Below are 13,001 nucleotides of genomic sequence, written 5' to 3'. Positions count from 1 at the left end.
CTTGGCAATCCACACGCTCCACACCTTGGGCATTGGAGTACTATCAACGCAAGCGCTGGCCACTGCCAGCCTCACCGTGTTGCAACCGATTCGAGGAGGGGCCCGTTCCCTCTCGGATCTCAAGCTGCTGGCATTGCCGCGTCTGGCCGCTGAGAGGATCGGCGTGAAAGACCTGATTCGCCAACGCGGGCTGGTTCTGGAACAAGGAAGGCCAATTGATCAAAGCGCTTCGACTCTTGCGCGAGCCTATTGACCAATTGGAGAGCGACATCATCGCGATGGTTGAACAGACGCGCGAAGGGCAGATTCTGCTGTCGTTTCCAGGCTTTGGGCCAATCACGGCGGTGACGATCAGAGCGGCTATCGGCTCGATCCACCACTTCCCCTTGGCTTTGGCCCTCAATGCATACGTTGGTTGGGCGCCGGTGGTGGCTCAATCGGGAAGCACCTTGGATGCCTCCTACGTGACCCGCGGGGGAGCCAGGACGATAAAGCAGATCATGTTGCTGGCTGTCATGCAGGTCATCCGTACAGCACTCGTTGTGCCTGTCACAAGCATCATGCTCATCACCTCCTTTCCTCGTCCTCTACGCGTCGTCCTCTACGCGCAAAATGATTTTTCCGCGCGTGTGCCCTTGGAGGGCCTGCTCAAACGCCTGGGATGCCTCTGAGAGAGGGAAGACCCGCTCGGTGATTGGTCGGAGCTGGCCTGTATCTATCAGAGCGCCGATCTGGATCAGTTGCTCCCGATTGGGTTCAACGATAAACCACACGGACCGCACGCCATGCGCCTTGGCCTGTTCAGTTGAGGGTGGGCTGGCAACGGAGATGAGCATGCCTCCTTTTTTCACCACTGTCCAGGAGCGCTCCAATGTTTCGCCTCCTACCGTATCAAGAACAAGATCGACATCATGGACGACCTCCTCAAAGCGCGTGGTGGTATACTCAATGATCTCATCGGCTCCCAACGTGCGTAGGAATGCATGATTGCGTGCAGAGGCTGTCGCGATCACCGTGGCACCAGCCCACTTTGCCATTTGAACCGCCATGCTTCCCACGCCACCAGCGGCACCATGAATGAGAAGCGATTGCCCACTGGTAAGCCCTGCGTGCTCAAAAAGCGCTTGCCAGGCGGTCAGTCCAACCAGGGGGACTCCGGCTGCCTGGAGGTGCCCAAGGGTTCGTGGCTTGGGCGCCACATCAGTCGCGCGTGCGACAGTGTACTCCGCAGCCGCGCCATCCCGCCAAAATTCGGTGAGCGCATAGATAGCCTCTCCTACGGCGATACCAGTGACGCCGGACCCCACTTCAACGACCTCGCCAGAAACATCATGACCTGGTATGGGATGCTGACGTTCGATACCAGCCGGTGTTTTCCAGGTTTCCGGCCAGGTAGGTTCCTGCCACATCACACTGGTCGCATGGACCCGAATCAGGACTTCTCCCACTCCTGGCTGAGGTTTCGGTGCATCTTCGAACACAAATTGATCGGGTCCGCTCTGACTATAGAGGTGAATAGCTTTCATCTCTTACCTGTCTCCTTGTTCTTCCTCATGCTTCCAGCGCATTCCCAGGCTGATCTCGCCAGCAGGACCGACACATGACGCACGAAGTGCCGCAGGCGCTGAGAAGTCTTGAGCGAAAGGGGAGCTTCTGCATGGATATGTACCTGCATGGAGCTCCGAAGTGCTTTGCCTGGCAACAGTATAGAATGATAATGGTCTTGCTACAAGGGCCATTTTATAGGGAAAGTATGGAGCCATTTTGCTCTGCCAGGTTTTGGAACTGGTCTCTCTCTGGCGAGCGTGCCCTTGGCCGGAGAGGTGCGTTGGTTGTGTTGCAAAGATGACGCCAATGCGATAAGCTTGGGCTTATTTTCTGAAGAGAGGCCCTGTCATGGAAAATGCCAAACTGTTCAAATGGCGTCATTTTGAAGCGGAGATCATTTTGCTCTGTGTTCGTTGGTATCTTCGGTATGCTTTAAGCTACCGAGACCTGGAAGAGATGATGCGGGAGCGGGGCCTATCCATCGACCATACCACTATTTTTCGCTGGGTCCAGCACTATGCTCCAGAATTGGAAAAACGCTGTCGGCCTCACCTGAAAGCCTGGAATGATTCGTGGAAAGTCGATGAGACGTACATCAAGGTCAAGAAAGTCTAGATGTACCTCTATCGCGCAGTGGATTCTGAAGGAAACACGATCGAGTTTCTCTTGAGTCCAACACGGGATGCAGAGGCTACCAAACGCTTCTTCCTCAAAGCCTTGCAACGCACAACGTGTTCTCCCCCTCAAGACCGTTTGCCCCTGGAGCTCATGAAAGGTCCCTCAGTAGAGGTTGTGTCTCAGCCCACCGCTTCTGCTCGTTCTGAGGTCCGCAGGATGATCCCAAGAGTGATCAATGTCGATAAGAACGCAGCCTATCCCAAAGCAATTGCTGAGCTTAAAGCTGCTGGAGTGCTGCCTGAACACGTGGAATTGCGACAGGTGAAATACCTCAACAATCTGATCGAACAGGACCATCGGTTTATCAAACGGTTGACGAAGCCGGGGATGGGCTTTTTCTCGTTCGAGACAGCCTGGCGCACCTTGCAAGGATTCGAGATCATGAATATGCTGAGAAAAGGGCAAGTGCAAGGTGTAGCAAAAGGAGAGGTGAGAGACCAGGCAACATTGGTTGCCAAACTGTTTGGAGTGGCAGTTTAAGAAAGATTGCGAGGAACAATCACACCCAGTTTCTTCCTTTGCAATTTCTTGCAACACAACCCTTCTCAGGCATAGTTTTGCTCCCCCACGCTCGAAGAGGAAGAACTCATCAGCGAAGGAGGTGGGACTGGATGGCCTGATGTGGCAAGAGGAATACGGAACTCCAGTGTTGTGCCTTCTCCATCTGAACTGTTCACCGACAAGGCTCCCTCTAGCAGGTTGGCTCGCTCTTGCAGCCCCAGCAATCCATAATGACCGCTGAAGAGAGTCTGATTGGCAGGATCAAAGCCCTGACCATCGTCGTGCACTGTGATCGAGAGCCACCTTTCCACTACCCTTGCTTCTACACTCACCCGCCGGGCCTGGGCATGGCGTGCCACATTGCTTAACCCTTCGCCGATGACGCGCAGGACATGTTCGCAAGCGTGAGTCGGGGTGTGGATTAGATCGTCCAGCTGAGAGTGACACGCGATGCCGGTCATCTGGAAAAAATGTGCGATCTCTTCTTGGACTGACTCGACAAGCTGATCCACGCGAGGGGTTCTGTAACGCAGATCCGTAATGGCGTGACGCGCATCCTGCAGGGTAGTGCGCGCATAGGAGAGCATCTGACTGAGGACCTGTTGCACCTGCAGATAGTTCTTGCGATGCATCTGAGCAGAGATAACCTCCAACTGCATAATCATCCCGGCTATTCCCTGCGCCAGGGTATCATGCAGTTCGCGTGCTATGCGCTGGCGTTCGGTCAGTAGGGTCAGCGTTTCGATTTGTTTGGACGAGGCAGCGAGACTACTATACGCTCCTTGTAATTCCAGATGAGCCTGCTCGAGTTCTCTTTGAGCGCTCGATTGCTGCACATATAACAGCAGATATCCGAGCACGAAAAAGACGATCGTCGTCAAATCGGAAAAACTCCAGAAACTGAACCAGATAGTCGCCAGGTGCGTTCCAGAGAGAACGCCGAAAGGCAGGTTAATGCTGAGCGAGACAAAAAACAGCAGCAGGTAGCTCATACCAATCAGCAGCACCGGGACAGTGCGTTTGAGCATAGCTACTGCACACAGCGTCAGCACTAGATAGAAATTCAGTGTGAGATTTGGCTGCTCTACCACCCACTGCATTGCGACAACGAACAGACCCTGGCACAAGAAATACAGCCAGAAGAATCGGGGCCGCACCTTACCAGAAAGTCCTCTCCAGAGCAAGAAGCCATAAAACGCCACAAGCAGCAGGAAGATGAGGGTAGATGAGAAAGACAGTGGGGGCTCCAAGAAAAATCCACTTTGCAATTGCAGAGGAGGAGGCAAGTTCTTGGAACCGGTAGGCGAGGGAGAGAGTGTCATAATGTACACTCCGCTGTGGATCGTGTTCTGCACACTCCCCCCGTGAGTCAGGCCATCGTGCACAGTACTGCCCAGAAGCGCTCCAGTCACCGCCATGGCTACCCAGAGCAGGAGGAACCAGCGCAACGGCTCTTTCGTCAGAAATCTATTCTTCATGGGACGGTGTCTCCTTCCTCGATGATGGAACATCTTCAGATTCCACAGTATACCATCAATCGTGCCACCTGCCCTCCCGTAAATTACTACCGTAAAATGTGCAGCCTCCGCAGATATCTCTACAAGGTAATTTCCACGATGACAGCGGCCGCGCAGGCCGCTAGAGTAGAGAGTGCGAAAGAGCAGCGAACATGGTGGACCGAAAGGCTCATGAGTGATTTTCACACCTATCCTGGTCCACTTCCATTGCTATTCCACTTGACGACGACGCTTTCGCGTCTAGCTTGCGGCTCAGTCAAGCGGATCCGAAGTCCCCGCAGATAAGGAGTTCTTGCACATGAAACTTTTCAAACGCAGCATTAGGAATGTGCTGCGCCATCCACTCAGATTGATCCTGGTCGTCGCCCTTCTTAGTACGAGTCTGATGTTTGTTGCCACTATGGTCAGTTTGAGCACCAACGCACAACAATCACTCAACAAGGTCCATCAACAGCTTGGCACAGCGATCACTATTCGCTCCGCGACGAGCAACAATGCTCAATCCTCTAACGGAAATGGCACGAGCAACAGTGGCACCCAATCAACCGGCCAGTCAAGCGGCCCAATACCCGGCACGCCTACAATAAACGGCACCCAATCAACCGGCCTATCCGGCACGCCTACAATAAACGGCACCCAATCAACCGGCCCGACCCCGACAGCCACATCCACAAGTGACAACCAGCAAGGCGGCCTGGAAGTAGCAGCCCCGACGCCTGTCCCGAACAGCACGATTCAACAAGTCAAGGGGATACCGGGTGTTGCCAGCACCGAGGAAAGCCTGTTCCGTCCCTATACAGATGGCATCCTGAAAGGCACCTCGATCGACTCCCCCAGCGGCAAACTCGATAATACTGCCATCACCGTGCATGCTATCTCTCAAGGAGCAAGCCACTTTACCCTGTCAGAGGGGGCCATCCCGACACTTGTTGCAGGACGCGCCGTCCAGGACAGTGACGCCCATGCCTATGTAGCCATGATGAGCCAAGCACTGGCACAAACCAATCATCTCAAGCTTGGCTCAACCTTCACCTTAAAAGGCAAGACGTTCACCCTGATTGGGCTGTATACGGTAACAGATCAATTCTCGGCAAGTTCGATCATTATCCCTCTGGCGACGATGCAGCAGGTGTTCGGCATCGGTGGCGTCGATGCCATTACCGCCTATGCGACGAGCTACGAGCAGGTGGACGCAGTGGCAGACCGGTTAAGTCAGGCGCTGGGGCAGCAGTACGATATCAAGGCGAAGGGAACAGAATACGATGCGGTCTTTCTCGCGATTGGTGCTACCCAGAATGCGATCCGCTTGGCATTAATCATTTCGATTGGGATCTCCATTATCGTAACCATCTTCGCCGTGCTCATGATGGTGCGCGAACGGACCGCCGAGATTGCCATCCTCAAAACGATTGGAGCGTCCCACATGCAGGTGCTCCGGCAATTCTGGACGGAAATCATCACTCTGAGCCTCATTGCCGCAGCTCTGGCAGCGCTCCTGCTCGCGACGCTCGGACCGATTATCTCTCAGATGTTCGATTTCTCACTGCCATCTATAACCACTGGAACCTTTACGAATATAAAGAACGGGTCGGTGATCACCAGAACTCCTGTCGACCCAGTGACTAAGACGATTCACCTGGCAATAGCCTCGCTGAACGTCCAGACCTTCCTGCTTATTCTGGGATTGGGCATCGGGCTGGCATTGCTGACAAGTCTGATACCGACCTGGTTCGTCTCCCATATCAAACCCGCCGAGGTTTTGAGAAAAGCCAGTTAGCCCTCTTGAGAAAGGAAACAGATCTTATGGACACAGAACGCTTTCCCGTAAACCCATCACAGGCCAACCCAACACAGCCAGCAGCGACAGTGATCGCCAGGGGGCTAAGCAAAACCTTTCGAGCAGCAGGCGAGGGGATCAAAGCAGTAGATGAGGTTAGCTTTACGTTCACTGAGGGGCAATTGGTTGCGATCCTGGGGCCCAGCGGATGTGGAAAATCCACACTACTCTACCTGCTGGGTGGATTGGATCAGCCTACATCGGGAGAACTTACCATCGATGGAGTGGATATAACCAAGCTCTCAGGAGGACAGGAGCACCAATTCAGGAGGCAAAAGCTCGGATTTGTCTTTCAATCTTTCCACCTACTGGCAGGTCTGACAGTGCTGGAAAACGTGATGCTCCCCATGGAACTGAGCGGGAAAATAGCTGGCGCGACGATGGAACAGCGAGCACGCATGTTGCTCAAACAAGTAGGGATCGATGGTGACCGCCACCGCCATCACCCAGGCAAGCTGTCCGGCGGACAAAAACAGCGCGTTGCGATCGCTCGGGCGTTGGCCAATGATCCCAGAGTCATTCTGGCTGACGAACCAACCGGAAACCTGGATTCGCGCACTGGCAAGATGATTATCGAGCTCTTGAAACAGCTCGCGGAGCAAGGGAAAACGGTAATCGTGGTGACACACGATCACAGTATCGCAAAAGTGGCAGATATGCGCCTGGAAATGCAGGACGGAAGGATCGCAAGCATGAATAACTCCGAGAGCAAGGAAGAACGGCAATCGTGGTGACACACGATCACAGTATCGCAAAAGTGGCAGATATGCGCCTGGAAACGCAGGACGGAAGGATCGCAAGCATGAATAGCTCCGCGCCTTCCGTCACCAGCAGGCCATTTCCCCGAGCAATAGAATCACAGGATATGTTGTTTGATTGTAATCTTGTTGATTGTGCAAAAAAAGGAGAGGACACCGTGAGGGCACAACAAGGCCATCTCCCTTTCTGGAGGATGCATTTCCTGCTCGGCTTTCTCCTGGGTCTCTGTGTGCTCAGCTCCTGCGCCTTTGGTGGAGCAGGGATGAACACCAGCGGGAAAGCGCAAGCACCAGGTCAGAAGCCAGAGGGGTGTCATTCCCTAACTGGACAAAGGCCCCCTTCCCTCAAGCTCACAACGCTTACCACCATTGAGCAAGCGTACTGGTGCCTCTTTGATCATTATGTGGCTGGCAAGACTCTTGATGATCGCCTCCTACTGAATGGGGCATTGAGTGGATTCACTCAAGAGCTACTCCGCAGGGGCATGGACCAACCCACGGCGATGTCACCGGCGCTCAACGGCGACCGACAGGCCGATTGGCAAGCCTTCAGCGCAATGTACCAGCGAGTGAGCGCTGCCTTGCCTCAGGATACCAACCTCCAACAGAATCTCGCTGCAGCAGCGATGCAGGGAATGGTGCAAAGCCTGAACAATGACCATACTCACTGGGTCAGACCAGTTCAGCTTCCTGATGCCCTCAGGAAACAGTTTCCCCATGGGGCAATCTACGGATTGGGCATCATTACTTCTGCAAGTGGGGTTGATTCTCCCCTACCTGAGGCACAAGCTCCGCTCTTCCTGATCTCCGTAGACCCGGGGTCTCCCGCGGCTCTGCAGGGATTACGACCCGGCGATGTCATCACTGCTGTCAATGGGATCGCTCCGTTTGCTGATAACCAGCTCAATCCAGGCGTCCTGTCCTGGCTCTCCCAGGCACCTTCACAGGGGATCCAGGTAACACTCACGCGTCCTTCGACGAAAAAGAGCTGGACAGTTGACCTCAAACCGACAGCGTACGTCCCACCAATGGGGGTCACTGCACGTGTGCTTGCCAACTCAATAGCCTTTGTGCGTTTGTCCGGTTTTGTGCCGAATACTGCAGATCAAGTGACGCAGGCCATCCAGGGATTGCACCTGGGTGACAACCTGCGCGGGATTATTCTTGATCTGCGTTCCAATAGCGGAGGCGCTCCAGAGGGAGTTGCTGGATTGCTGGGTGCGTTCGTCCATAACAAAATCTGGAGCTATGACCTCAACCGCGATGGCAAGCGCATAGCGAATCATACGAATGACACCGTCCCCTTGCTGCATCAGCCGCTTGTTGTGCTCACTGACCGCAGATGTGTTTCTGCGTGTGATGCCTTTACCGGGGCAGTACGAGACCTGGGACTCGGGAAGATCGTTGGAACCAGAACCGGGGGAAAGGTCTCGGGCCCTGCAGGGCTGTATGTACTCAATGACGGGAGTTCTCTCATAATCCCCTCCCTGAGCGAAGTGGGAGCACAGGGAGAACTCATTGATGGGATTGGGGTAGCACCCAATTATGAGCTTCCTTTGACCGCAAAAGACCTATCCGCCGGGCGCGATCCTGAGCTTGAGAAGGCAATGAGTTTGCTGCATTAAAATTTTCGCCCTACCTCAGGAGGGGGAGTGACAAGGGTATAAATGCCTTGAGCACCTTTCCCAATCTATGTTCATAGACATCCTACCGGGGCGATGTCCAGGAGAAACAGGCGAGGCTATCGATTCTCGCCTGTTTCTCCTTCCTGGTTATGGAGATGTCAAGTACCACCAGCTAAAGCACGATGGCTTGTCCCTAACCCGCAAGGGTTGAGACAAGAGGCTGCTTGACGGCAGCCCGTGAGATAGTGTGAAGTAGGCGGCTAACGCGTTGCCTTACGGTACGTTTTCATCCGCCCTTCCCAAAAGGACGTGCGCGATTTCCGCGCATCCAGCTTTCCAGCAAGAGCGGAATTACTCTTCCGTTCGTGAGCGTGATACCGGTGCCCTTTTTAAAGAGCGTCCGCATGTAAATCGTCATGGCAGGTACGGCAAGGGGTTTTGCAAGTAGCAAACACACAAACTGGCACGGAGATAACTTAACGAGATACTAGCAAGTGAGTGATATAAGCACAAACAGACAAAAGAGGGAAACCCCTTGTAATATGAGAAAAAATGTGTCTCCTTAGAAGAAGAAAACAATTCAACCTACTTCTAAGGAGAATACAGGTAGTATGACACATTCATCCGTCCATCTGCAGATTGCGCCAGAAGATCAGCCTTCCATTCCCAACTGGTTTGCAGAAGTCGCTATCGTGGCACAGGTCTTCACCACCTCGGGTGTCCTCACACGCATTGAGGAGCAGGTGCGTTTTGCACGGGCCAGATTTGGCATTTATGAGCTCATAGATTTTGTCGCCGTGCTCATTGGCTATGCCGTCAGCGCAGAACCAACTTTGCTGACATTTTCTGAGCGACTCACTCCGTTTGCTTCGGCCTTTATGGCCCTCTTTGGTCGCACGCATCTTCCCCATCGCTCCACTTTGAGCCGCTACCTGGCAGCATTGGATCAGCCCACCGTCGAAGCGTTGCGCGCGCTATTCCTCGATGACCTGGTTCTGCGAACCGCCCAGACCTTTCCCCCAGGTGGCTTGTGGGATCGTCTGGGTCAGCACTGGCTGGTGGTCGATGTCGATGCCACCAAACACGCGGCCAGGCAACGGGCGCTTCCCTCGCTTCCCGAGCTTCCTGAGGCGCATCGACGCTACGCGCGGGTGTGTGCTCCTGGCTATCTTGGGCGCAAACGTGGGGAGGTGGCGCGTAGCCGAACCACTGTGCTACAAGCCCACTCCCATCACTGGCTGGGGACCTTCGCAGGGGCAGGCAATGGGGACTATCAAGCGGAATTGAAGCGTGCCTGTCAAACCATCATCACCTATGCAGGCTGGCTCTGTATGCCTCTGGCGCACATCCTGATTCGTCTGGACGGCTTGTATGGGACGCTCGCCACGCTCACGCCCCTGCTCACATCTGGGCTCGGCGTCCTTGTCCGCTGCAAAGACTACGGCTTGCTTGATCTGCCTGCTGTGGCGGCCCGCCTCACCCAGCCCCCAGACGCCCAGACGGTTCATCCGGAGAGTGGAGCTGCGCGATCTCTTTGATTGTCCCCAACTCTCCCTGTGTCCTGACGGGCCTCCCCTCCGTTTGCTGGTGGCTACCCATCCCACCACCTCCACCGCCAAACCACCCATTGGCATCCTGCGCGATGGGATCGTGTATGAACTGTTTCTCACCACGGCCCCTGCCGAGGCGTTCACCTGTCCCGATGTGCTGGATCTCTATCTGCATCGAGGGCCATTTGAAACGGTGCTCTCCGATGAAGATCAGGAGCAGGCTACCGATCGCTGGTGTTCTTGCAGCCCTTGGGGCCAGGAGTTCTGGCAAATCTTGAACCAATGGCTGTGGAATCTGCGTCTGGATTTGGGGCAACAGCTCTCTGCGGTTCCTGTGCGTCTGACCGAATGTGCGGCCGCTGTCGAGCCATCATCCGTCGCGACCAGCTCCCTTGCTGCCGAGCCCGCTCTGACATTAGCAGCCGGGCCGACCAACGAACCGGTTCGCTATGGCCCTCCCCGCTGGGCGCGCCGCTCGTTCACCAAAGGGTTTGCTGGCTCTGATTTTGTGTTGCAACCCGATGGCACCTTGCGTTGTCCAGCGGGCCATCCCCTCACGCCCCACGAGCGTAGGCCTGAGCGGCATGGGTCCGTACGTATCGTCTATGGAGCTCGGATTACCCATTGTCGTCCTTGCCCTCTGCGCGCTCAGTGTCTGGAATCTCCCACGACGCGCAAACCACGACAGGTCAGTGCCGTGCTCTGGCCCATGGACGTCTCTGCATCTGTTGCCGATCGATCAGCTCCTGCCACCGCTGATCCTCCCGGGGGCAAACGTCCTGCTGCTCTGGCTCCGGTCCTGTGGGGCGATTGGCCTCGTAGCCAGCTTCGTCGGAGCTTGGTTCGTCTGCTGCGGAGGCAAACCGTCGAGGTGACTGGACACACACTTCCATCGGAAGAAGGTCGGCGTGCCAGCAGTGATATGGTGTACACCCGAGCCGAGCGTGCCCATTGGCGGCTCAGTTGGCAGCAGCGCTTGGCTCGCAATGCCCGTCCTGCTTCGGCGCCGTTGCTCACGGTTAGGATCTCTGGACTTCCTGCTGCTTTTGCTCAGTATCTGGGGGCGAGCCTGGTCATCGCGGCGTAACCATTTTCTGCCCTGTTTGTTGGTTTTTTTCGCTGAGTGGCAAACTGGGGTTGAAGGGAGGTGTAGCCTAGAAGGAGAAAGCGTGTGAGAATCCCGAGAGGAGAAAGCAGATGGCTCGCCGAACGCCGCGCCCCGAAGCGACGCAGAAAAGAATCCTCATCCCGTTGAAAGAGTACTGCGACCAGTGTGGTCAGCCGCTGTCGGTGTCCAACCACGGCCATCGCAGCGTGGCCACGTTATCTGGCCAATGGAGATTGACGCTGGTCATCCGTCACTGTATCCAGCCAGGCTGCCCCAACTACCATCAACGTCAGCGCCCGGAAGAAGAAGGGCGCTGGGCACTGCCGCATGGCGAGTTTGGGCTGGACATCATTGCCCTGATCGGCCAATGGCGTTTCCGAGAGCACCGCAGCGTGCTGGAAATGCATCAAGCCTTACAGGCGCGTGGGGTGACCATTGCGCTGCGCAGTGTCACCCACTTGATGCATCGCTATGAAGAGTTGGTGGCCTTACACATCGCCGATCACGAACGCCTCAAGGCTCGACTCCAGAAACAAGGTCGCGTCGTCCTGGCCCTGGACGGCTTGCAGCCCGATGTCGGGCATGAAGTGCTCTGGATCGTGCGCGACTGCCTCTCTGAAGAAATCTTGTTGGCGCGCCCGTTGCTCAGCAGTACTCAGGGGGACATCACGGCTCTCCTCCAGGAAGTCAAGCAAGTGCTGGAGCCGTGGAAGGTGCCGGTCAAAGGGATCATCTCCGATGGCGAAGACACCATCGGCAGCGCGGTAGCCTTTGTCTTCCCCAACGTGCCTCATCAGCGCTGTCAGTTTCACTACTTGAAGGATGCCACAGCGCCGCTCTACGAGGCGGATCGGCATGCCAAAGCCGAGTTGAAGAAGCAGTTGCGCGGTGTCCGTCCGATCGAACGAGCGCTCGAAGAGTACCCCACACCGGAAAACGAGGCGATTCGAGGCTATTGTCTGGCCGTGCGGGCCTCCTTGACGGATGATGGACGTTCACCTCTGGATGCGCCAGGTCTGCGCTTGTACGAGCGGGTCACCCAGATCTGTGACTCCATGAGGCGGGTGGAGGAAAAAAAAGGTTGCTCCCAGCGTTAAAGCAGCTCTCCCAACTGCTCAACAAAGGGCTGCGGGCGACGGCCTCCCAGCTGGTGCGCCAAGCGGGCCAGATTCTGGCCAACCAGGAACAGCAGACCGGAGCGCAGGTGCGCATACGCTATCTCGCCTTCGTGAAACAGATGCAGGAGCAACAAGCTGACCTGGGGCGGCTGGGGGAGGCCATCGCCCATTTTTGTCAGATTATCCACAATTTCGCGCCAGGGTTGTTCCAGTGCTATGATGTGGATGGCTTGCCCTGCACCAACAATGCGCTCGAAGAGTGCTTTGGCGTGGCACGCCTGCATGAACGACGCGCCACGGGTCGGCGTGGCGCGATTCCTGGCGTGGTCATCCGTGGCTCGGTGCGGGTTGTCGCCGCTGTGACCAGCAAACAGCACCTCTTTTCGGCTGAGGAACTGCAACCTCGCGATTATCTGCAGTGGCGCCAGTTGCGTGCCCAACTCCAGCAGCGAGAAGAATGTCGTCGGCAGCAGTTCCGCTTTCGCAAAGACCCTGCGCGCTATCTGGCCGCTTTAGAAGCTCAACTTCTCACGTGAAGATTGCCACTCAGCCTTTTTTTTCTGCTCTTCTCTGCTCCACGCTCCCTCTGTATTCATATTTATCTATGTGCTCTTGTGTTTCCTTCTCTCATCCTTGGTTTCCTGTCCTGAAAGGATGTTTCCCATCTTTTTTTTGCTTACTTGTTTTTATCTCGTTGCGCATCCCGTGGGTGTATAATGGGGGCAGGCATTTGTCTCCACAAAGCGTGGTGTAAGGAGGAC

At 55.5% G+C, this 13,001-nt stretch carries 10 protein-coding genes and 1 pseudogene; 9 read left to right on the top strand and 2 right to left on the bottom strand.

All coding sequences use genetic code 11. The annotated features are described in order from the left end of the window. The first annotated feature begins 1 nt into the window (after position 1). Both JMI88_RS03215 and JMI88_RS03210 read left to right on the top strand, forming a co-directional pair. Positions 2–253 carry a hypothetical protein gene (locus tag JMI88_RS03215; protein WP_201360296.1) on the top strand — a complete coding sequence of 84 codons (252 nt, stop codon included), beginning with the start codon at positions 2–4 and terminating at the stop codon, positions 251–253. Further along, the gene (locus JMI88_RS03210; protein WP_201360295.1) at positions 216–671 is read left to right on the top strand and encodes a transposase; all 456 of its coding nucleotides are present in this window, start codon (positions 216–218) and stop codon (positions 669–671) included. The genes JMI88_RS03215 and JMI88_RS03210 overlap by 38 nt, the downstream gene beginning before the upstream one ends. Here the strand turns inward: JMI88_RS03210 and JMI88_RS03205 are convergent. Next, on the bottom strand, positions 588–1,526 hold the full coding sequence (locus JMI88_RS03205; protein WP_201360294.1) for an NADP-dependent oxidoreductase: 939 nt from the start codon (positions 1,524–1,526) through the stop codon (positions 588–590). The two genes, JMI88_RS03210 and JMI88_RS03205, sit on opposite strands and share 84 nt — an antisense overlap. A gap of 370 nt (positions 1,527–1,896) precedes the next feature. Between JMI88_RS03205 and JMI88_RS03200 the strand changes: the two are divergent. Further along, a pseudogene (locus JMI88_RS03200) lies at positions 1,897–2,706 on the top strand (IS6 family transposase). 65 nt (positions 2,707–2,771) lie between these two features. On the opposite strand, the gene JMI88_RS03195 reads toward JMI88_RS03200, so the two are convergent. Further along, the gene (locus tag JMI88_RS03195) at positions 2,772–4,205 is read right to left on the bottom strand and encodes a sensor histidine kinase (RefSeq protein ID WP_236022800.1); all 1,434 of its coding nucleotides are present in this window, start codon (positions 4,203–4,205) and stop codon (positions 2,772–2,774) included. Between the two features lie 337 nt (positions 4,206–4,542). On the opposite strand from JMI88_RS03195, the gene JMI88_RS03190 reads away from it, so the two are divergent. From JMI88_RS03190 to JMI88_RS03170, 6 genes are all read left to right on the top strand, one after another. Next, a complete protein-coding gene (locus JMI88_RS03190) occupies positions 4,543–6,021 on the top strand; it encodes an ABC transporter permease (RefSeq protein WP_201360293.1) in 1,479 nt (492 codons plus the stop codon). Between the two features lie 26 nt (positions 6,022–6,047). Then, complete coding sequence (locus tag JMI88_RS03185; protein ID WP_201360292.1) at positions 6,048–6,815, top strand: ABC transporter ATP-binding protein; 768 nt, start codon at positions 6,048–6,050, stop codon at positions 6,813–6,815. A 182-nt stretch (positions 6,816–6,997) separates the two neighbouring features. Then, positions 6,998–8,464, top strand: a complete 1,467-nt coding sequence (locus JMI88_RS03180; protein WP_201360291.1) for a S41 family peptidase — start codon at positions 6,998–7,000, stop codon at positions 8,462–8,464. A gap of 611 nt (positions 8,465–9,075) precedes the next feature. Further along, positions 9,076–10,002 carry a hypothetical protein gene (locus JMI88_RS39270; protein ID WP_236022799.1) on the top strand — a complete coding sequence of 309 codons (927 nt, stop codon included), beginning with the start codon at positions 9,076–9,078 and terminating at the stop codon, positions 10,000–10,002. Further along, positions 9,980–11,101 (top strand): hypothetical protein, encoded by a 1,122-nt coding sequence (locus tag JMI88_RS39265; protein ID WP_236022798.1) that lies wholly within the window; start codon positions 9,980–9,982, stop codon positions 11,099–11,101. Before JMI88_RS39270 ends, JMI88_RS39265 begins: the two co-directional genes overlap by 23 nt. Positions 11,102–11,298: 197 nt before the next feature. Then, a protein-coding gene (locus tag JMI88_RS03170; RefSeq protein ID WP_201360667.1) for an ISNCY family transposase occupies positions 11,299–12,776 on the top strand; the annotation gives its coding sequence in 2 pieces (ribosomal slippage) (positions 11,299–12,214 and positions 12,214–12,776; 1,479 coding nt in all). Positions 12,777–13,001: the final 225 nt, after the last annotated feature.

It is taken from the genome of Dictyobacter formicarum (genome assembly GCF_016587435.1).
This window is presented reverse-complemented; position numbering and strand designations above follow the sequence as displayed.